The organism is Maridesulfovibrio ferrireducens (assembly GCF_900101105.1).
Classification (GTDB): Bacteria; Desulfobacterota; Desulfovibrionia; order Desulfovibrionales; family Desulfovibrionaceae; genus Maridesulfovibrio; species Maridesulfovibrio ferrireducens.
Genome location: NZ_FNGA01000003.1, coordinates 407630 through 428928, shown reverse-complemented (window position 1 = coordinate 428928; position 21299 = coordinate 407630). Strand labels below are relative to the sequence as shown.

The 21299-nt window shown below is 40.3% G+C and carries 22 protein-coding genes; 13 read left to right on the top strand and 9 right to left on the bottom strand.

Annotation, left to right across the window (positions count from 1 at the left end; genetic code table 11):
- The 4 genes from BLT41_RS11240 to BLT41_RS11225 all read right to left on the bottom strand — a co-directional run bounded on the left by BLT41_RS11240 (window position 1) and on the right by BLT41_RS11225 (window position 4502).
- On the bottom strand, window positions 1–1956 hold the full coding sequence (locus BLT41_RS11240) for a hybrid sensor histidine kinase/response regulator (RefSeq protein WP_092161157.1): 1956 nt from the start codon (window positions 1954–1956) through the stop codon (window positions 1–3).
- Window positions 1957–2127: 171 nt separating this feature from the next.
- A complete protein-coding gene (locus BLT41_RS11235; protein WP_092161156.1) occupies window positions 2128–2865 on the bottom strand; it encodes an amino acid ABC transporter ATP-binding protein in 738 nt (245 codons plus the stop codon).
- Window positions 2855–3637 carry an amino acid ABC transporter permease gene (locus BLT41_RS11230; RefSeq protein ID WP_092161154.1) on the bottom strand — a complete coding sequence of 261 codons (783 nt, stop codon included), beginning with the start codon at window positions 3635–3637 and terminating at the stop codon, window positions 2855–2857. Before BLT41_RS11230 ends, BLT41_RS11235 begins: the two co-directional genes overlap by 11 nt.
- Before the next feature lie 97 nt (window positions 3638–3734).
- Complete coding sequence (locus BLT41_RS11225; RefSeq protein WP_092161152.1) at window positions 3735–4502, bottom strand: basic amino acid ABC transporter substrate-binding protein; 768 nt, start codon at window positions 4500–4502, stop codon at window positions 3735–3737.
- A 193-nt stretch (window positions 4503–4695) separates the two neighbouring features.
- Here BLT41_RS11225 and BLT41_RS17475 point away from each other — a divergent pair, with 193 nt between their 5' ends.
- The 4 genes from BLT41_RS17475 to BLT41_RS11205 all read left to right on the top strand — a co-directional run bounded on the left by BLT41_RS17475 (window position 4696) and on the right by BLT41_RS11205 (window position 7588).
- Window positions 4696–4863 (top strand): hypothetical protein, encoded by a 168-nt coding sequence (locus BLT41_RS17475; RefSeq protein WP_092161150.1) that lies wholly within the window; start codon window positions 4696–4698, stop codon window positions 4861–4863.
- A gap of 68 nt (window positions 4864–4931) precedes the next feature.
- Window positions 4932–5750, top strand: a complete 819-nt coding sequence (locus BLT41_RS11215; protein WP_092161148.1) for a transporter substrate-binding domain-containing protein — start codon at window positions 4932–4934, stop codon at window positions 5748–5750.
- A 93-nt stretch (window positions 5751–5843) separates the two neighbouring features.
- Window positions 5844–6857, top strand: a complete 1014-nt coding sequence (locus BLT41_RS11210) for an amino acid ABC transporter permease (protein WP_092161146.1) — start codon at window positions 5844–5846, stop codon at window positions 6855–6857.
- Window positions 6857–7588 (top strand): amino acid ABC transporter ATP-binding protein, encoded by a 732-nt coding sequence (locus tag BLT41_RS11205; protein WP_092161144.1) that lies wholly within the window; start codon window positions 6857–6859, stop codon window positions 7586–7588. Before BLT41_RS11210 ends, BLT41_RS11205 begins: the two co-directional genes overlap by 1 nt.
- 76 nt (window positions 7589–7664) lie before the next feature.
- Here the strand turns inward: BLT41_RS11205 and BLT41_RS11200 are convergent, their stop codons facing one another.
- Both BLT41_RS11200 and BLT41_RS11195 read right to left on the bottom strand, forming a co-directional pair.
- Window positions 7665–7889, bottom strand: coding sequence for a hypothetical protein (locus BLT41_RS11200; RefSeq protein ID WP_092161143.1), 225 nt, complete (start codon window positions 7887–7889; stop codon window positions 7665–7667).
- Window positions 7890–7907: 18 nt separating this feature from the next.
- Entirely contained in the window at window positions 7908–8582 is a 675-nt protein-coding gene (locus tag BLT41_RS11195) for a PilZ domain-containing protein (RefSeq protein WP_092161141.1), read from the bottom strand.
- Between the two features lie 220 nt (window positions 8583–8802).
- On the opposite strand from BLT41_RS11195, the gene BLT41_RS11190 reads away from it, so the two are divergent.
- From BLT41_RS11190 to BLT41_RS11150, 9 genes are all read left to right on the top strand, one after another.
- Window positions 8803–9936, top strand: a complete 1134-nt coding sequence (locus BLT41_RS11190) for a response regulator (RefSeq protein WP_092161139.1) — start codon at window positions 8803–8805, stop codon at window positions 9934–9936.
- A 70-nt stretch (window positions 9937–10006) separates the two neighbouring features.
- Window positions 10007–10360, top strand: a complete 354-nt coding sequence (locus BLT41_RS11185) for an STAS domain-containing protein (RefSeq protein ID WP_092161137.1) — start codon at window positions 10007–10009, stop codon at window positions 10358–10360.
- Between the two features lie 84 nt (window positions 10361–10444).
- Window positions 10445–11443 carry a nucleoside recognition domain-containing protein gene (locus BLT41_RS11180; RefSeq protein WP_092161135.1) on the top strand — a complete coding sequence of 333 codons (999 nt, stop codon included), beginning with the start codon at window positions 10445–10447 and terminating at the stop codon, window positions 11441–11443.
- Window positions 11444–11446: 3 nt separating this feature from the next.
- Window positions 11447–11827, top strand: coding sequence for a RidA family protein (locus tag BLT41_RS11175; RefSeq protein WP_092161133.1), 381 nt, complete (start codon window positions 11447–11449; stop codon window positions 11825–11827).
- Between the two features lie 466 nt (window positions 11828–12293).
- Window positions 12294–12761 carry a tRNA (cytidine(34)-2'-O)-methyltransferase gene (locus BLT41_RS11170; RefSeq protein WP_092161132.1) on the top strand — a complete coding sequence of 156 codons (468 nt, stop codon included), beginning with the start codon at window positions 12294–12296 and terminating at the stop codon, window positions 12759–12761.
- A 154-nt stretch (window positions 12762–12915) separates the two neighbouring features.
- Window positions 12916–13938 (top strand): dTDP-glucose 4,6-dehydratase, encoded by a 1023-nt coding sequence (gene rfbB / locus BLT41_RS11165; protein WP_092161130.1) that lies wholly within the window; start codon window positions 12916–12918, stop codon window positions 13936–13938.
- Window positions 13935–14813 carry a dTDP-4-dehydrorhamnose reductase gene (rfbD, locus tag BLT41_RS11160; RefSeq protein ID WP_092161128.1) on the top strand — a complete coding sequence of 293 codons (879 nt, stop codon included), beginning with the start codon at window positions 13935–13937 and terminating at the stop codon, window positions 14811–14813. The genes rfbB and rfbD overlap by 4 nt, the downstream gene beginning before the upstream one ends.
- A 25-nt stretch (window positions 14814–14838) precedes the next feature.
- Window positions 14839–15813, top strand: a complete 975-nt coding sequence (locus BLT41_RS11155) for a 4Fe-4S binding protein (protein WP_092161126.1) — start codon at window positions 14839–14841, stop codon at window positions 15811–15813.
- 116 nt (window positions 15814–15929) lie between these two features.
- A complete protein-coding gene (locus tag BLT41_RS11150) occupies window positions 15930–16391 on the top strand; it encodes a universal stress protein (protein WP_092161124.1) in 462 nt (153 codons plus the stop codon).
- Window positions 16392–16467: 76 nt separating this feature from the next.
- On the opposite strand, the gene BLT41_RS11145 is transcribed toward BLT41_RS11150, so the two are convergent.
- The 3 genes from BLT41_RS11145 to secD form a co-directional block, all read right to left on the bottom strand.
- On the bottom strand, window positions 16468–18195 hold the full coding sequence (locus tag BLT41_RS11145; protein WP_092161122.1) for an aldehyde ferredoxin oxidoreductase family protein: 1728 nt from the start codon (window positions 18193–18195) through the stop codon (window positions 16468–16470).
- A 392-nt stretch (window positions 18196–18587) separates the two neighbouring features.
- Window positions 18588–19661, bottom strand: coding sequence for a protein translocase subunit SecF (secF, locus tag BLT41_RS11140; RefSeq protein ID WP_092161120.1), 1074 nt, complete (start codon window positions 19659–19661; stop codon window positions 18588–18590).
- 13 nt (window positions 19662–19674) lie between these two features.
- On the bottom strand, window positions 19675–21276 hold the full coding sequence (secD, locus tag BLT41_RS11135) for a protein translocase subunit SecD (RefSeq protein WP_092161118.1): 1602 nt from the start codon (window positions 21274–21276) through the stop codon (window positions 19675–19677).
- Window positions 21277–21299: the final 23 nt, after the last annotated feature.

Below are 21299 nucleotides of genomic sequence, written 5' to 3'. Positions count from 1 at the left end.
TTAAACTGATCTTAAAACATAATCCGACATAACATTAAGAGTGGTATCTGTTTCGCGTTTCATACGGGAGATCATCCCTGAAAGACACTCAAAACTGCCACTGTGAGAAATCTTTTCTATTTCTCTTGCTAACTGACAAATTTTTTCAGCTCCGACATCAAGAGCCATCTCTCGCAATACCATTACTTCCTTAACAACACCTTCAAAATCAGAACGCGCAGCAAATTGATCTATACTTGATATCTGCTCGGGAACAAGCCTCAGAAAATGACCAAAAACATCTTTCACAAGAGAATCATCACCCTCAAAACGAGCAATCGTACCTTTTAAATCAAGATAAGACGGACCGTCATCACAATCAACCAGTTCATTAGCGCTATGATCTCTATCTCGGGTCATATCAAAAACAGCAGCCATGCCCTCCAATAGTCGAGCTGAACGGACAGGCTTTGAAAGATATCCATCCATTCCTGCACGTAAACACCTTTCCTTATCCCCTTTCATGGCATGAGCCGTAAGCGCCAAAATAGGCAGATCAGAATCAACATTATCAAGCGAACCTGAACGAATTAATTTAGTCGCTTCAAATCCATCCATCACGGGCATTTGAACATCCATGATTACCATATCAAACGTCTTTAACTTTAATATATCAATAGCTTCTTGTCCGTTTTCGACAACATCAAGTTCACAATTAGCGTTCTCTAAAAAAGAAGAAACAACCCGGCGAGTAATTATATTGTCATCCACAAATAAGATTTTTTTGGTTTCAGTAAATGAAATTGTCCCGCAATCAGTTCTGGGCCCCAACTGTGCATCAGGTTCTGGAATTTTAAACACTGCAGTAAAAAGAAAACTACTTCCCGCAGACGGGCGGGTTTCAAGCCACATTGTACCTTTAAGCATATTAACTAAATTATATGAAATAGTTAGACCAAGACCTATTCCGCCATGTTTGCGGGTCATATAATCTTCAAGCTGGGTAAAGCTGTTAAAGATACAGTCTGCCTTCTCACGGGAAATACCTTGCCCTGTATCACTGACCACAAAAAGTAATCTAGCAGATCCTGCAGGATATGGCTCTTCTTCAATACTGTCCGGCATAATCTCAACAAGCAGACCACCTACATCAGTATACTTAATAGCATTACTCACAAGGTTATTTAAAATCTGGGTAAGGCGGCCAGAATCTCCCTGCAATTCATAAGGTACATCGGGGTGAACAAAACACTCAATACAAAGCTTTTTTTTCTCAGCTGCGGGTTTATGAACACTAACAACTCCATTCAACGCCTTTCTCAAATTGAACCGCCCTTCTCTTAGTTCCAGAATACGGCTTTCAATTTTTGAATAATCCAGAAGTTCATTCAAAACGCGAAGAAGAGAGACTGCGGAACCTTTAATCAGCTCTATATATTCCTGCTGTTCAGAATCAAGATCAGTACTGAGTAAAATCTCACTGAGCCCCATAATACCATTCATCGGAGTTCTAAGTTCGTGGCTTATTGTTGCTAAAAAAGAACTTTTGGCTTCATTAGCAGCTTCGGCATCGTGAAGAGCCCGTCTGAATTCCTGTTCCATTCCATGCTTGTATAGCGCTACCTCAATGGCAGAACGAAGATCCCTCTCTTCAAAAGGTTTTAAAAGATAACCATACGGCCCGGAAAGTTTGGCCCTATTAAGAGTTGTCTCATCTGAATAAGCGGTAAGGAATATAATAGGAATATCATAAGTTTTAATAATTATATTTGCTGCTTCAACTCCGTCCATTTTACCGTGAAGCTTGATATCCATTAAGACAAGGTCGGGGTTCAATTTTTCAACTTTAGAAATAGCTTCAAGTCCGGAAACAGCCTCTCCGACAACACCGTACCCTAGGCGCTTTAAAGTTCCCTGAATATCTAGATTTACTATCCTTTCGTCATCAACGACGAGAATTTTTTTGCCAGAAACCATTAAAACTCCATTTAACGAGTACGTTGCATAATTATCATATCAATATACAAACATTATAAATTTTACGCAAACTAAGGTGTACTCATTTTGTACAAAAAAACCGGTTCCGAAAAATATCAGAACCGGTCAGGAATATCCAACTCACATTGTGGAAATTATGTGGATCTTGCTTTACAGTATTTGACTGAGAAATTGCTTCAAACGAGGATGATCAGTACTGTTAAAAAACTCCTTAGGAGGAGCACAGGCTATAATCCTTCCATCTTCCATAAAAACAATTCTATCGGCAACTTCTCTGGCGAATCCCATCTCGTGAGTAACGACAACCATAGTCATGCCTTCAACTGCAAGTTTTTTCATTACATCAAGAACCTCACCGATCATTTCAGGATCAAGAGCGGAGGTAGGTTCATCAAAAAGCATAATTTTGGGATTCATAGCCAGCGCTCGGGCTATGGCAACCCTTTGCTGCTGGCCGCCGGAAAGCTTCGAAGGATAAACATTCGCCTTCTCACGAATGCCTACTTTTTTCAACAAATCTACTGCAACCGCCTTTGCTTCCTCTTTATCAAGCCCTTTAAGCTTAATAGGAGCCATGATCAGGTTTTCAAGAACTGTTTTATGTGGAAAAAGATTAAAAGACTGGAAAACCATTCCCAGTTCCTGACGTATATTGTTAATATTGTTATTTGTGTCGTGAACATCCTGTCCATCAACAACGATAGATCCACGGCTGATCTCTTCAAGGCGGTTTATCGACCTTAAAAGAGTACTTTTCCCCGAACCGGATGGACCGATAATTACGACTTTTTCTCCAGATTTAATATCAAGCGATACATCGCTGAGAGCAGCAAGGTCTCCGAAGAATTTATACACATTCTTTATTTCGATAATGGAATTAACGGTCATAATGAGTCAACCTCTCTTCCATATGACTTACACCTTTTGAAAGAATCAAAGTTATCAGAAGATATAAAAGTGCAATCATTGTATAGGTTTCAAAATATTGAAAGCTTTCCGCAGCAAACTCGCGTCCGCGCCTTAAAATATCTGCAACCGCTATAATTGAGACCAGCGAAGAATCTTTAAGGAGAGCAATAAATTCGTTACCGACAGGGGGTAGAATCGTTCTCAATGCCTGAGGAAGAATAACTAAGAACATAGTCTGATTTTTATTAAACCCGAGAGATCTCGCAGCCTCAGTCTGTCCGCTGTCAACCGATTCAATCCCGGCACGAAAAACTTCCCCCATGTATGCACCATAGCAAACACTCATTGCTATTACGGCAGAAAGCAGGTCGGGCACCTGAACAACTCTTCCAAGAGCGAAGTAAATATAAAAAAGCTGAACAAGAAGGGGAATACCTCTAACAACTTCTACATAAGTTGAAGCTATGAGGTTTATAACCTTATTTTTAGAAATTCTGCCCAGACCGGTAAATAAACCAATTACTAAAGCACCCATAATAGAAAAAATGGTTACTTGAAAAGTAACCAGAATCCCATCAGGCACGAATAGCAAAATATCTTTATATGGATCAGGTTTTGTGACTACAAGATAAATAATAGTCGATATAGCGCCGATAAATGACACCCACCATGCATTCAGCAACCCTTTATCCTTACTATCAGGTATACTGGCGCCATCCGTAACTTCAATTTTGACTGGTTTATCTTTCATATTATTTTACCCGACTACATGTAAAAAGCCAGGATCGGCTTAAGCATTTCCGATCCCGGCTCTACGTTTAATTCTCAAGCCTGATGGTTGATCTTTTTTAGTTAGATCCGAACCATTTTGCTTTAATTTTGTCATAAGAACCATTTTTAACAGCTGCTGCGAGGCCTTTGTTAATCAGATCAACGACTTCTTTATTTCCTTTCTGAACAGCTACACCGAGATATTCAGGAGTATCACTCTTTACAACAAAAGCAATCTTGAGTCTCTTTGCATATTCTTCCTGCTGCAAAGCAAAGTCAGCGGCAATTGGATCATCGCAAACAACTGCAGAAATACGACCATTATACAGGTCTTCCATAGCAAGGCCTACTTCGTCGTAAGATTTAGCAACAACACCATCTGTTTTTTTAACAGCAAAATATCCTGTTGTTCCAATCTGAGCGCCAAGTTTTTTACCTTTAAAATCTGCTAAAGTTTTAGCATTTGAATCTTTGTTGGTAACAACAGACTGCTGAACTTCAAAATAAGGATCAGAAAAATCCATACCTTTCTTACGTTGCTTATTAATAGTAACAGAAGAACAGATACAATCGTATTTTCCTGAAGCAAGACCAGCAAAAATACCGTCCCATGCAACGTTCTTGATTTCTACTACGTAACCACCGGCTTCAGCCGCGGCTTTCATCAGATCAACGGAAAAGCCTACGATCTGTTTATCTTTATTAATAAATTCCATGGGAGGCCATGTACAATCAGATGCGACGGAAACAACCGGTTTTCCATCACTATTAACCTGCATACCTGCTTCAGCGGAGAAACCAACAAGCATGGTAAGCATCAAAATCATGATAATCTTCTTAGACATCTTATCCCCTCCAAAAAATGTTAAAATACACAAAAATAACAAACATGAAAATTATACAATTTACAACCCATGTCAATGAGGTCGACAACAACAACATTGTTTATTTTGATTTTAAATGGAAAACCAAGAATCAATTCTTGAATTTTTTCCGCAAAGAGGTTAACTTACCAAATTCTTTTTAAGGGGCAATATCATGAAAAAAAAGGCTAAAGAAGTTAGACAAGAAGCTGTTGAAGTTATCTGTCCCAAATGCAGGGAGACAAACATTGTTTATTTCCCAAAGGAATCCATGCCAACTTGTCCTTATTGCAAGGTCGAGATGATTATCAAAGAAGTTCTCACCGAAGGAAAATACGGTTGATCAGCCCGACAGGCTTGATACTCTATTTCAATCTTACCAAACTGAATTATTACCGAAAGGAGAAAACTATGAAAAAAGTTTGCCTACTGCTGACTTTGGTTCTTGCACTTGGATTCGCTTTCAGTGCGAACGCATCAGACATTGACCTTGCTAAAAAATCCACACTCAACTCTATCATGAAAAGAGGCGAACTCCGTTGTGGTATCGATTCAGGGTACATGCCTTTTGAAATGACTGATAAGAATGGTCAGTTTATTGGATTTGAAATTGACCTCGCGCGTGAAATGGCAAAAGCGATGGGCGTTAAATTTGTCCCTGTCAACATGGCATTTGACGGCATTATACCAGCTCTCCTCACTGACAAAATTGATATTATCACTGCGGGCATGACTGTTAATTCAAAACGTAACCTTCAGATTAACTTTGCAGATCCTATCATTATTGTTGGACAGACTGCGATAGTAAACAAAAAACTTGAAGGAAAAATTAAATCTTATAAAGATCTTAACAGCCCTGAATACACAATTGTTTCCAAACTCGGAACAACCGGTGAACAAGCTGCTAAACGCCTTCTCCCTAAAGCAAATTACAAATCATTCGACACTGAAACTGATGCGGCTCTTGAAGTTCTCAACGGTAAAGCGGCTGCAATGGTTTATGACCTCCCTTTCAACGCAATTTTCATGGCCGAACAAGGTAATGGTAAACTCTTTTTCCTTGAAAAGCCCTTCACATACGAGCCTCTTGGATGGGGAATCCGTAAAGGTGATCCTGACTTCATCAACTTCCTGAACAACTTCCTCCGTCAGCTTAAAAACGACGGTCGCTATGACAAACTCTACGCCAAATGGTTCAAAAGCACCGATTGGCGTAAAAAAATGCAGTAAAACTGCATTATTGTTAATATCCAGGGGGCAAATCTTTGCCCCCTGTTTTTTATTATAATCACAACCTTTTTTATAAAATCGGCTTAATATATTATGAGTGGATACTCTCTAAGAACTCCCGGCAAAGGCCGCAGCTATAATCTGTTTTGGAAAACATTCTTTTTTATCGGCCTGTTTGCCACTATTGCAGGACTTTATTGGACAACTCAGCAGGTCGACTATGTATGGCGCTGGGAACGCATTCCAAATTATTTTTACTATGAAGCTGATCTGGATATTACAACCGGCATTGAAGGACAGATCTCTTCAATTAAAAAGACCGGTCAAAACTCCCTTGTTTTAGTTAGGGGCGAAGACAACGAATCTTTTCAATATGAAGTCCCTAGCGACAGCCTTATGGTTTATCAGGGCGACTCGGTATTTGTCGGCGATACAATCGGCACTAAAAAAGAATGGAAAATGGGCCTTCTGCTGAAGGGATTGCTTATAACTTTAAAAGTAAGTGCTATTTCTATCGTTTTCGGTATTGCTCTAGGCTTAATGACCGGTCTGGCCAGGATCTCAGCCAACCCGGCTCTCAGAATGACAGCCATTACATATATCGAATTAATTCGAGGTTCCCCTCTTCTTGTCCAGATTTTCATTTGGTATTTTGTACTTGGGACCCTTATCAACAGCCTGCTTTCAAAATATGACATTCCGCAAGTTCCACCTTTATGGTTTGGAGTAGCATCTCTTGCCATTTTTGCAGGCGCCTATGTTGCTGAAATTGTTCGCGCAGGTATTCAGTCTGTCAATCGCGGCCAGATGGAAGCAGCTCGCTCACTGGGGATGTCTAAATTTTATGCGATGAAACACATTATTCTGCCTCAAGCATTCAGAAGAATACTTCCACCTCTTGCAGGGCAGTTTATTAGCATGATCAAAGACTCTTCACTACTTGGAGTAATTGCAATCAGAGACCTTACCAAGGCAACACGAGAAGCTGTTGCTACAAGCCTGCAACCTTTTGAATTATGGTTTCTATGTGCGGTGCTTTATCTCATTCTTACTTTTGCTTTCTCCATGTTCGTTCAATATCTTGAAAAAAGAATGGTGCAGAGATAATGATTGAAGTAAATAATATATACAAAACTTTTTTTGTAACACATGAAATACAAGCTCTTTCAAATGTTTCACATACAGTTAAACAGGGTGAAGTTGTTGTTGTGATCGGGCCTTCCGGGTCTGGTAAAAGTACTTTTTTGAGATGCCTTAACAGGCTCGAGTACGCTGACTCCGGTCATATATTTATAGACGGTGTAGATATCCTTTCACCCAAAACAAATATCAATAAAATCAGAGAAGAAGTTGGTATGGTTTTCCAATCATTCAACCTGTTTCCTCATAAGACAGTGCTTGAAAACCTAACCATAGCTCAAACAGTTGTCCGCAATCGTTCTAAAAGTGAAGCTACAGAAAAAGCGATGCTCCTTCTTAAAAAAGTCGGCATTCACGAGAAAGCAGGAGTCTATCCGGCACAGCTTTCCGGAGGCCAGCAACAAAGAGTAGCTATTGCCCGCTCACTTGCTATGGAGCCGAAGGTTCTTCTTTTTGACGAACCAACCTCAGCTCTCGATCCCGAAATGATCGGCGAAGTTCTTGATGTAATGAAAACAGTTGCAAGAGAAGGTATGACAATGGTCGTGGTAACTCATGAAATGGGATTTGCACGCGAAGTAGCAGATGAAGTCCTTTTTATGGACCATGGAATGATTATAGAAAAAGGCACTCCGGAACACTTTTTCACAACCCCGGAATCAGACAGAACAAAAATGTTTTTGAATCAGATTTTATAACTTTAGAATCATAACTAAAATCAAAAGCCGCCTTGTATTAATACAAGGCGGCTTTTGATTTTAGCAGGTCAAACCATTATTTAGATTTTGAATCTGAATCTGAATCTGAATCCTTGCTGTCTTTAACGTTTTTCATTGTCACACCGGCAAGGCAGCCAATCAACATTCCAAGCATTAAAGCTCGCTGAATATCCATAAAAAACCAGCCCGCAATAGCTCCGAGTGATCCACCCACAAGTATTCCTCGAGCCATACACTCAAGCCATCTCTCAAAATTTTTGTCTGTTTTCAATTCGCCCATATTTTTCCACCTTTTAACCTACATTAATTCTTCAATTTGATCAGCCTGAGCTTCCGTAAGATTTAAAAATCTTACTTCAATACCCGGCAACCGGTCTGTCTCACCCCAAACCTGTACCTTTCTAACAATAGATAAAATTGGCGTTCTATCAGCCAATTCCTTTACAACTACTGAAAGAGGATCGCCTTCTTCCCATTTTTTAACAGAAAAAAAGAAGCCCCCTTCTTCAGAAATATCAAAAGTTACACTCTTCTCAATACTGATAAAACCGGAACTATATTCTTTGCGAAGCAAAACATTCAAAACTCTGGACGAAGTCCTGCTCCCGCGTAACGATCTGGCAGGAAATACCGAACAAACCTTGCGGACAAAATCTTCCAACAATTTACTTTCGCCAGAAAATTTACCCACAGGAATACCGCGAATAACTTCATCAGAAGCTCGATAATTAACTCTTAAAACCGGAAAACGTTCAATAAAAAGATTTGCTTCTGCTTTATCCTTAGCTTTTGCCCTGACGACTGTAGCCACATCAAAAAGAAAACCATTGTAACTAATTTTATTAAATTTTTTAAAAGTATCACCAAAATTATCAACAACATCATACTCGACATTAAGTTCATCCAGAGCCTTAATGTAAGCTTCACGACTTTGCCCCTGCATGCAAACAATAAGAATCCTAACAGCACTCAAATTAGAGAACCTCCAAACCAGTGAAACTTAGTTTACGCTAAGCTGATTATACCGTAAGTATAATAAGAAAATATACACATATAAGCAAACTTAAAATATTGAATATATTATTCCAAATCATATAGAAGAACACTTCAATTAACTCAAGACCTTCCTTTTCGACTCAAACTTTATATGTTAATCATCATCAACTCATTAACTTTAACGGAAAAAACAACTAATGCATGACCTTCCCCGAGTACTAACGATTGATGACGATGAAGCTGTCAGACTCTCTATTACACACTATCTTGAAGATAGTGGATATAAAGTCTTACAAGCTGCAAACGGCTCAGATGGACTTGATATTTTTAGATCAGAAACTCCGGATATTGTTCTTCTAGACTTAAGAATGCCTGAAATGGACGGCCTTTCCGTTCTTAAAGAACTGGGACAGGAAGCTCCGCAAACTCCTGTTATCGTTGTTTCCGGAACCGGTTCATTTGATGATGCGGTAGCAACAATCCGCCTTGGAGCGTGGGATTACATAGCAAAACCTATTACCGACTTAAAAGATCTTGAATCCTCAATTTTGCGAACACGAGAGCGAGCCAGACTTCTTGTTGAAAATGAAAAATACAAAGAAGAACTGGAAATTAAAATCCGGGAACGCACAGAAGAACTCCAAAGAACCAACATGATTCTTTCAGAAGAAATTTCAGCTCGAAAGACTTCTGAAAAATTAGTCCGGGCATCACTTGCAGAAAAAGAAGTTATGCTGAAAGAAATTCACCATCGCGTAAAAAACAACCTTCAAGTTATTTCCAGCTTGCTCAGCCTTCAAAGCGGTTACACTGACGATGATAAAGCCAGCAACCTTTTGCGGGAGTGTCAGCATAGAGTTCGTTCAATGTCCATGCTCCACGAAAGACTTTACCGTTCCGACGACCTTTCACGAATAGATATGCGCGAATATGCGTTTACACTTATGAACTTCCTACTAAGATCATATTCTATCGACGACAAGGTGCAGCCCAAATTTGACATCAATGATATTCATCTTGGTATAGACTCCGCAATACCATGCGGGTTAATTATCAATGAACTGCTTTCAAATTCCCTCAGACACGCTTTTCCAGACAATCGAGAAGGTATTCTATTTGTTTCCATGTCCCGGGAAGGCGACAATATAAATCTGACTGTTTCAGATAACGGGATAGGCTTGCCCGAAGATTTCAAAATAGGAAACACAAAGACACTGGGTATGACGCTCGTCGAAACTCTCGCACAACAACTCTGTGGCGAATTAATAATTAAGAAAACAAATGGAACATCTTTCCAAATAATTTTTCCCGTTAAAACTCATGCTTGCTAGATTTTAAAAGGCGGTGTAGATTTCACCACGTGATCCTTTTATTAGAACCACACAATCAGAAGGAATAAAAATGGAACTTAAATTCAAACATGTCGATGAAATAACCGTTGTTGAACTGGACTCTCCTGAACTTAATCATGTCGTCAGCCATGATTTTCAGCGTCAGATTGCTCCTCTTTTTGATGAAAAGAAATTTAACATTGCACTTGATATGGGCAATGTTGACTTCATGGACAGCATGGGAATCGGAACTTTGATTACCCTGCGCAATAAGCTCATGAAGGAAAAAGGAAGCATTGCAATGTTCAACCTAAGTGATCGAGTTAAAAAGATCATTGATATTGCTGCACTGCACAAGATATTTTCCCTCTATGATTCAGAAGATGAAGCCGTAGAAGGATTGAAACAACAACTTTTAGCTTAGTTTTTGTGAAAATTAGCCGGGTATACTCTTAGAGGATACCCGGCTATTTTTTTTGAAAACACAACCTCCACGCCCCTCCCCATTATGAATAAAATATCATCAGTTCTTACTTCAAGTTACGACATTCTTAAAAATGCTGTAAGCATATCACTGAATCTTTTTAAAATAATGATTCCGGTTGTTATTGCTGTAAAAATTCTTCAAGAATTTAATCTGATCGGCTATCTTGCCGCACCGCTTGCCCCGATAATGAAACTTGTCGGCCTTCCCGGTGAGATGGGGCTTGTATGGGCGACAGCAATGATCAACAACATCTACAGCGGTCTCATCGTATTTCTCAGCCTTGCTCAAGATTCGCCTCTTTCGGCAGCACAAGCCACCATACTCGGCACAATGATTCTAGTGGCACACTCTATGCCTATAGAACTTAGAGTTGTACAAAGCTCAGGCCCGAGATTATTTTTTCAGGCTGTCATAAGATTCACAGGAGCATTACTAATTGGTATACTTCTTAATTTTATTTACAGCTATTATGACCTGTTACAAGGTCCAGCTCACATCATTTTAACATCAGACTCTTCCGTCGTTGATAAAACTTTACCAATGTGGGCTTTGGGAGAAATTAAAAACTTTATTTCCATTTTCCTGATTATTCTCTCACTGCTGATAATAATGAAGATTCTCACAAAACTGAGAATTATTGCCGCCATTGACTTCCTTCTTCGCCCGCTGCTTAAATTGATGGGTATCGGGCCAAAGGCTTCAGCCCTTACAGTTGTCGGCCTTACCATGGGCCTTTCATATGGTGGCGGCATGATTATTCATGAGACTAAGTCGGGTAAAATTGACAAAAAAGACGTTTTCTATTCGCTAACACTGATGGGACTATGTCATAGTGTTGTCGAAGATACATTTCTATTAATGATGATTGGTGGGCATATTTCAGGATTACTTTGGGGAAGACTGATCTTCGCAATTGTAGTTGTAGCAATACTTGTGCAGTTAACCAAAATTCTACCTGAAAGTTTCTGTGATAAATACTTATGGAGTATTCCAAAAAACTTTAACATACAGAAGGGATAAGCAATGAATGTAACCACTGTTAATACCGAAAAAGCACCGGCTGCAATCGGCCCTTACTCACAGGCAACCGTGTATAATGGACAGGCTTATGTCAGTGGACAGCTTGGCCTTTCCCCGCAAACAGGAGAGTTCGTATCAGACGGACTTGAAGCACAGACCAGACAAGCTCTCGAAAACCTGAAAGCAATTCTGGAAGCATGCGGCAGTTCTCTGAACAAAGTAATCGCCGTTGATATTTTTCTAACGGACATGTCCGGCTTCGCAACACTTAATTCAGTATATTCAGAGTATTTTACAGACCACAAACCTGCCAGAGCCGCAATTGAAGTCAGTGCTCTTCCCAAAGGCGGAATTGTCGAAATTAAGTGCATCGCTGCAGTATAATATTTAGCGTCGTTTTTCCGACACCTTTGACCTCCTTTTCTGTGGTTCACTAAGACTACAGAGAAGGAGGTCTTTTATTTAGAACACTTACGCATTTAAAAACATATTCGGCACGCTTAATGCTATATATAATAAAACATGACAGCTGATTAATAAGTGAAGATTAACAAACAAAAAAATTAGGCTAACGCCATTAAAAAAAGAATCTTCCTTCACACAGCTGACTGTGAAAAGAAAAATGTTCTGGATAATATGCGAGTGCAGGCTCCGGTGGAACCGAACAGCTTAAGAATAAATTATACTAAAGCGATTCCGCCTCCCTCCCGCGATTATTTCGGACATTTTCTTTTGCGTTATTTTCTCGATTACAAATTTTAAACCTTTTCTGAAATTATACTGCAAACAAACATTGCCCTTGCCCGCTTCTCTTGATAACGATTCCTTTCCAGAAAGGAGGAAACGTTTTATGAACCCTTTCAGTATAGTTCTTTTTGAACCTGAAATTCCACCCAATACTGGCAATATCGCCAGACTTTGCGCAGGCACAGATACTAAACTGCACCTTATTGAGCCACTGGGCTTTTCAATATCAGATAAGCACTTAAAGCGTGCCGGCCTTGATTACTGGCCGAACGTTAAACTTTCTGTATGGAAAAACTGGCAGGATTTCAGGGATAACACTGAAGTCGGCAGACTGATAACAACAAGTGCAAAACGAGGGGCCCCTTTATTCAATTTTGAATTTAAACCGGGCGACCACTTTGTATTCGGACCTGAGACTCGAGGCTTGCCCGAGTGGATGTTTGAAGATATTACGCACGCTATAAATATCCCTACAAACAAAAAGATAAGAAGTTTAAACCTTTCAACTTCAGCCGGAATCATTTTATATCAAGCCCTTGCAAGTCTTAACGATAATGCACTGTTTGAATAAACTTAAGTTACTTCATTAAATACAACATACCGATTTAACACTTATTAATTAAAATAAAGACTTTATACCTTTTGTTCGAACGGCTTCGCTTCTTGCATAACATGACTGCAAGAGTTACATTGTCGTTCCAAATCAATATCTGGACGGAGAACTTATGAGACTTCTTGTTACTGGCGGATGCGGTTTTATCGGAACCAATTTTATATACCTGATGCAGGAACGCCACCCGGACTGGAAGATCGTCAATCTAGACAAGCTTACCTATGCCGGAAACAGAAAGAATCTGCTCGCAATTGAAAATAACGCTGATGCTAATTACAGCTTCATTCATGGTGACATCTGTGACAAGACCCTTGTTACGAACATCATTGAAGAATATCAAATTGAAGCTGTAGTCAATTTCGCTGCTGAATCTCATGTAGACAGATCCATAAATGATCCAGCTCCGTTTTTAACAACCAATATTCAAGGTGCGCAAAATCTGATGGAGTGTGCCCGTCAAGCCGGGCTTGAAAAATTCGTCCACGTCTCGACAGATGAAGTATACGGAACTCTCGCTAAAAACGAGCCGGCTTTTACTGAAGACAACCCTCTGATTCCAAACAGCCCCTACTCCGCATCAAAAGCCGGCGCAGACCTTATGGCTCGTGCTTACTTTGAAACATATAATTTTCCAATATCCATAACAAGATGCTCGAATAATTACGGGCCGTATCAATTCCCGGAAAAATTAATCCCGCTGATGTATACAAAAGCCGTTGCCGGTGAACAACTCCCCATTTACGGAGATGGTTCCAATATAAGGGACTGGATTTATGTAGACGATCATTGCACCGGCGTTGAACTGACTCTTTTAAAAGGTCAGCCAGGGCGGGCATACAATTTCGGCGGAGCTGCTGAAAAAACTAATCTTGAACTGGTTCGCGAACTTCTTTCAATACTCGGAAAAGATGAATCTTCGATTACTTTTGTAAAGGACAGACCCGGACATGACCAGAGATATGCCATGGACTTCACTGTTGCTCAGAATGAACTGGGGTTCAGCCCAAGTGTCACCTTTGCTGAAGGAATCCGTAAAACGATCCAATGGTATCAAGATAATGAACTGTGGCTGGAAGAAGTCAAAAGCGGATCTTACCGGGACTTTATGGCAGAATGGTATGGAGAGCGAAAATGATTGAATTAAAAGGCAAAAAGGCTGTTATACTAGGCGGTAGAACAGGTCTTTTAGGACAAACACTCACTGAAACACTACGCAAAAACGGGGTTATAACCATTCCGCTTTCGCGAAATGACTTTGATCCCCTAGAGGAACAGTCTCTTACAGCTTTTTTTGAACGGGAAGAACCTGACTTCATATTCAATACAATTGCCTATACAATGGTAGATCAGGCTGAAGATGATAAAAACAAAGCTCACCTCCTCAATACAACTCTTCCTGTAATTCTCGGTAGAATCGCAAAAAAACACGAAGCAAAGCTTATACATTTCAGCACAGATTTTATCTTTGATGGTAAAAACGATTCACCATACACAGAAAAAGACAAAACAAACCCAAAATCCGTATACGGTGCAACCAAACTTGCCGGTGAAGAAAAACTTTTAGCTATCGGCTATGAAAACATATTAATAATTAGAACAGCATGGCTTTTCGGACCTTATAAAACTAATTTCGTTCAGAAAATTTTGAAATTTGCCCGCGAACGTGATTCTTTAAGTATCGTCCATGATCAAACCGGCTCCCCGACGTATACTCCCGATCTTTCTGAATACACAGTTGAGCTTTTGAAAAGTGATGCCAATGGCATATTCAACATTGTCAACTCAGGCAAAGCAAGCTGGTGCGAACTGGCAACAGAAGCCATCAACTGCGCTGGTATCAACTGTCTTGTAAACCCGGTACCAACAAGCTCCTATCCTACAAAGGCCGCAAGACCTTCTTACTCTGTCCTCGACACATCAAAATTCACTGAAACAACAGGAGTAAATCCACGCCCGTGGGTTCAAGCGCTGAGAGACTATCTCTACAACGACCTTAATAACGACTTATAAATAAAACCGACTAAGACCACTTTTTATGCCTAAAATATCCCCTGCTTTATTGCGAAATTCTATCCAGTGCCTGATGACTCTATTCTGCGTATGGACAGGATATCGTTTCTACCTTTTCTATCAATGGATGATTGGTAATTCCAGCATTGCCGTTGCAAAGCCCGGTGCTGTCGAAGGTTTTCTACCTATCAGTGCCCTGCTTTCGTTTAAGCAATTACTTACAGAAGGTATTTACGACGAAGTTCATCCTGCAGGACTGACAATCTTTATTGCAGTACTAGTTATGTCGCTAATCCTTCGTAAAGGCTTTTGCGGATACATTTGCCCAGTGGGCTTCATAAGCAACCTGCTGAACCGCTTAGGGTTAAAAACAAAACGCACAATTACAGTTAAGGGTAAACTAGAATTTATTTTGCTGCTCCCCAAATACATCGCCATGACATTTTTTGTTTATGCGATTTTTTTCAAAATGGGTTCCAGAGAAATTTCATCGTTTATTCATTCAGGATATAATTTCACGGCAGAAGCAAAGATGCTTAATTTTTTCACTAATCTTGGATTAATCCCTTCCATCAGCATAGCGACAATTATTCTGCTCAGTATTTTTATACCTTACTTCTGGTGCCGTTTTTTATGCCCATACGGAGCTCTGCTTGGAATACTTTCTAAGCTATCCCCGGTTGCAGTAAAAAGAGATCAGGATTTATGTATAGACTGCGGAAAATGCACAAAAGTATGCCCCGGTGGAATTCAAGTTGATACAATGACAACCGTTAACTCCGCTGAATGCGTAGGATGCACACAGTGCATCGGAAGTTGCCCTGTGCCTGATTGTCTAACCCTGACTGACAGACTTAGTCATAAAAGAGTCCCTTGGGCGAGCATAGCAATTGGAAGCTTATTTATACTTATGCTCTACTACGCGACAGCAGTCTTCACTAATCATTGGAATTCTCCGATGCCATTTGAAATGCTTCGCGGATATTATTTGAATATGTAAACCGCTTTTACATAGTTTTTATTCCACTGGCACTGACATCCATTTCAATAAAGGTTATACAATTAATAGTCATATTTTTTGTTAAAAATTATAACTTTATTTTAACGGAGGACGGCATGCCTATTAAGACTATCTTATGGCCGACAGACTTATCTACCCACTCCAAAAAAGCACTCGTACAAGTTGTTTCACTTTCCCAAAAGTATAATGCCAAAGTTATAGTGCTATACACATCTGTTGACCTGTGCTCCTACTTTCCAGCTTATGGTAATTATCCTAGCCAAGACCGTCTTAACAACTTCCGCGATTGGGAAGTTGAAAAAGCCAGAGCGACATTAAATGATATATGTGACAATGAACTTAAAAGCTGTCCGGCTCTGGTGATCAGATTAGCGCAAGGTGATCCGGCTGAGACTATCCTTGAATTTGCAAATAAAGAAAAAGCGGATTTAATTATCATGTCCAGCCATGGGCTCGGATTTGAAAAACGCGGCGGCACGCCAAAATCCATTGGTAGTGTAACAGATAAAGTTATCAAAAATTCATCTGTCCCCGTACAAATAGTTCCCTTAGATTAATTATATAAATATAAAAAGAAAACCCCCTCAGAGAAATTCTCTGAGGGGGTTTTAAATACATTAATTTGAAAGAACTTTAAACTTTAGCAGCCTGAAGTTCTTCTACTGAGTAATCCCAGATAGTGTTGTGTGGCTCAAGAGTTTCTTCGCTGAAGAAGCGAGGAAGCTGATCGTCAAACTTTGTGAATCCTGCGTTAGCGTTGAATTCAAGCTCATTTTTAAGAGTGTTTACACCCAAAGCAATAAAGTCATCAGTAGTAAAATCAATACCGTGAGAAGCTGAAACCATGTCACAAATACACTGAACAGCATCTTCTGTATCAAGAACTGCAAAAGCAACAAAGAGGCAAAGTCCTAAAGCATCAATTGCCGCAGTAGCAATCTGGAGATTCTTGGAAAGCTCAATCTGACCTTCTCTGGAAAGAGGATCAACATCGCCACCAATTTTAAGAATATTGGTAGCAACTGCGTATCCTGCAGTATGGTCACCACCCATAGGGGTTGTGGCATAAGTAACGCCGATACCCTTTACGGAGCGAGGGTCATAAGCTGGAAGGCTCTGTCCTTTAACAGTAGGAATACGGTCAACACCGAAAGCCTTACCTGCGAAAACAGTTCCGTTACCGATAATGCGGCCCATAGGATCAGCAGAACCGACCTTTTTAAGAAGTGCAAGAGCTCCTTCGCCATCACCCCATTCAAGAATGCCACCATCCATTGCAACGCCCATGGTACAACCCATTTCAATGGTATCAATACCCTTTTCGTCACAAACACGGTCCATAGTCGCAATAAGGTCAATATCTTTAACTAAACAGTTAGCGCCGAAGCCCCAGACTGTTTCATATTCAAAACCTGAAGTCAGGTAATCACCATTTTTATCGTTGTAACGCTGTGAACACTGAATAACACAACCGGTGTGACAGCCTTCTTTTGTCTTACCGTTACGGGATTCAATAATTTCAGCAATTTTTTCACCTGAAATTTCAGCAACATCGTCAAAACGACCATTACGGAAGTTCTTTGTAGGAAGAGCGCCTGCTTCGTTAATGATATTAACGAGAATACAAGTACCATACGCAGCAAGGCCTTCACCTGTTACTGGATGACCTGTCAGAATTTCAGTCCAGCGTTTACGAGCTACCTTAAACTTATCAGGATCAACGGCTTTACCGCGGCCTGAAGCTGCAGGATCAAGAACAACAGCCTTGATCTTTTTAGAGCCCATAACTGCACCCAAACCACCACGTCCAGCAGATCTGGCTGGATGATTATGCGGGTCAGAGAACTGAATGGTTGAAGCTGTAAGGCACTGTTCACCGGCAGGTCCGGCCAAAGCAGTAACAGCCTTTTCGCCATACACTTTTTTTAATTCTTCATGTGCAGGGTAGTTATCTTTTCCAACTATGGCTGAAGCGTCTTTAAACACAACTTTGTCAGCGTAAATTTCAAGAATTGAAAACGGTGCATCTTGAGCTGGTTTATCTTCAAAAACAATTGCCAGAATATCAAGCTTAGGCAAAACCTGAGCAAACTGACCACCGGAGTTACTTTCTTTAATACCACCAGTCAGAGGAGATTTGGCTCCGCAGGAAAGTCTGCCGGAGTTAGCTGCACCGGAATGAGCAAGGATACCAGCAGCAAAAACCAATTTATTTGATGCGGAAAGCGGATGGCTGTCAGCTGGAACTTCTTTATTTACAAGTCTAGAAGTAAGTCCGCGACCACCAAGTCCAGCGTATTCGCCAAGTTCTTCAAAATTAAATTCTTTAGTGCGAGTATTGATTCTAAGGATTCTGGGCATATGACCCCCTTAAATTAAAGTTAATTCCAACCAACCTTCTCTTAATGATAAAAGGCAATAAATAATTAATAAGCAAAATAATTATATATGTGTAGCGTCAGTTGTCAAAACAATTAAATTATATCTTTTCAAGCACAACTGATATTTTATTATATCTTTTATGACATAATAAAAACTAATAAAGAAATTTCATGTAAAACAACAACTAAAAAGAAAAACAACATACATTAATATCAATTTTTAACATCACTACTACAGATTTATGATCAAAATCAAATTTTGACAGTAAAACATTCACAATATCAATGTTACAAACATTTATTAAACAAAAAAAGCGGGGATGGTTTTGCAACCATCCCCGCTTATCAAAGCAGAATCTAAGAAGTTAACGACTATGCAGCGTCAGCTTCTGCGATATCTTCATCAATTTTGCTGGCTCCAACTCCAAGAAGAATCGGGCTTGCAACAAAGATTGAGGAATAAGTACCGACACCAACACCTATTAACAGTGCTAGAGCAAAGTCATGAATAACTCCGCCACCAAGAACAAACAAAGCAATAACAACAAGCAATGTTGTGCCTGAAGTCAGAATTGTTCTGCTAAGTGTCTGGTTAATACTAATATTGATAGTATCTGCAAAGGTCTTGCCCACTTTTCCATAAATATTTTCACGGATGCGGTCAAAAACAATGATAGTATCGTTCAGTGAATAACCGATAATAGTCAACAAAGCGGCTATAATGGTAAGATCAAACTCTTTACCCATTAATGAGAATATCCCGACAGTTATAAGCACATCATGAATAAGGGCGACAATTGCCCCGAGTGCATAATTAAGCTTCAAGTACCAGCATAGTCCCACAGTAATTATCAATGCGGCAAAAATGAGTACAGATGTAGACATTCCTGCCAGTTCCAGCACGCTGATTCCGCCGAAGAGTCCACCGGCCATAATAGCCGCTGCAAACCAGCGTTTCTCAAAACGTCCCGAGATATAAATTGCAATCAGAAGCACCGCAAAATAAAGAGCTTCAATCGCCTTGGTTCTTAAATCGGCACCAACTTTGGGACCGACCATCTCAAGACGTTGAATCTCAAATTGAGTACCTTTCAGATTCGCTTTAAACTCGCTATTAATTCTTTCACGAATATCGTGAGAAGTAATTGTTGAAGTAGAGGTTCTGATGAGAATTTCATCATCATCAACATGCCCGAAACGTTGAACTACAAGCCCGGGAAGTTCTGTGCCTTTAAGGGCTTGTTTAACTTCTTTAACTTCAACAAACTTATCAAACTTAACCTGAACCACGATACCGCCGGCAAAATCGATTCCGTACTTAGGGCCACCCTTTATTACTAAAGAACATATTCCAAGTAGAATCAAAATAGCGGAAATCATGAATGCTTTACGTTTGAATCCGATAAAATCAATACGAGTATCGGGTTTAATTATTTGCAATCCCATGTATTCACTCTCCCTAAATGCTCAGCGGCGCATCAGCGTCACGCTTGGAGGTGTAAAGATCGAACATGATGCGGGTGACAAAAATTGCAGTAAACATCGAGGTAAGAATACCAAGAGTCAGTGTTACCGCAAATCCCCGGATCGGCCCGGTACCGAATTGGTAAAGAATAATAGCTGCAATCACAGTTGTGATGTTGGCATCAAGAATAGTAAGGGTAGCTCTGCTGTAACCTTCAACAATTGCAGCCTTTGCTGTAAGCCCTCTTCTTAATTCCTCACGAATGCGTTCAAAGATGATTACATTCGCATCAACAGCCATACCGATGGTAAGAATAATACCTGCTATACCCGGAAGAGTCAGAGTAGCTCCGAAAGCAGCCAGTCCAGCAAGAATCAGGATAACATTAAGAACAAGTACGACGTCCGCAACAAGTCCTGCAAAGCTGTAGTATACAAGCATGAAAATCAGTACAAGAATACTACCTACAACTGCAGCGGTTATGCCCTTATCAATAGACTCCTGTCCAAGAGAAGGTCCGACTGTCCTTTGTTCCAGAATATTAACCGGAGCAGGAAGTGATCCGGCTCTGAGCACGATAGCGAGGTCATGTGCTTCTTCAGTAGAGTAACTTCCGGTAATACTTGCTTTACCGCCGCTGATACGATCCTGAATCGTAGGAGCGGAATAAACCTTACCGTCAAGAACAATAGCCATGCGCTTTTTAATGTTCTCGCCTGTAATACGTTCAAAAATCCTTGCCCCTCTATTATTAAAATTGAGAGTTACGTAAGGTTTGTTGAACTGGTCAAAACGGGTCTGCGCATCATTAATAAATTCACCGGTAAGCATTGCTTCTTTTTTAAGAACAATCGGTTTTTCAATATAAGAACCGTCAGGCAGTCTGTGTCTGATAACAGTCACTTCACGCCCTGGAGCAACAATACCTTTTGCGGCTTTTTCAATATCAGCAGTATCATCAACAAGCTTGAATTCAAGATGAGCTGTTTTACCGATAATTTTGATAGCTCTCTCAGGGTCCTGCATACCGGGCAGCTGAATCTGAATACGATTCCCCTGCTGCTTACGGATGTCAGGCTCTGCAACACCGAACTGATCAATACGGTTGCGGATAGTTTTAATAGCCTGATCCATTGTGAGCTTAGTTAGATACTTCTTAAATTCCGAAGTTGGAGCAAAGATGTAAGTGACTTTGCCGTCAGGTTTTACAACCGTGCTGACGACACTCAAGTTATTGAAATCTTTTTCAACCAAAGATTCCAATTTTTCCTGCTGCTCTTTTTTGAGCAAAACAGCTTCAATTTTTTCGCCTGCAAGCACATGGGGCTGTAGAACAATCATTCCCTCTTCTCTGGCAACGGCTCTAAGGTCGTCACCGAGGCGGGAAAGAGTATTGTCCATAGCTTTATCCATATCTACCCCTAGGGTAAGATGGATACCACCCTTGAGATCAAGGCCTAAACTGATTTTGTCATTCGGCAGGAAACGAGCCATGGCCGAATTCTGAACCGCAGGCATTGTAGGCAGAAGGTAAATACCTCCAAGCACAATAACCAACAGAGTCAGAGCAATTCTCCAACGAAGACTCCCGTTCATCTCCTCTCCCTTTATAAATCCAA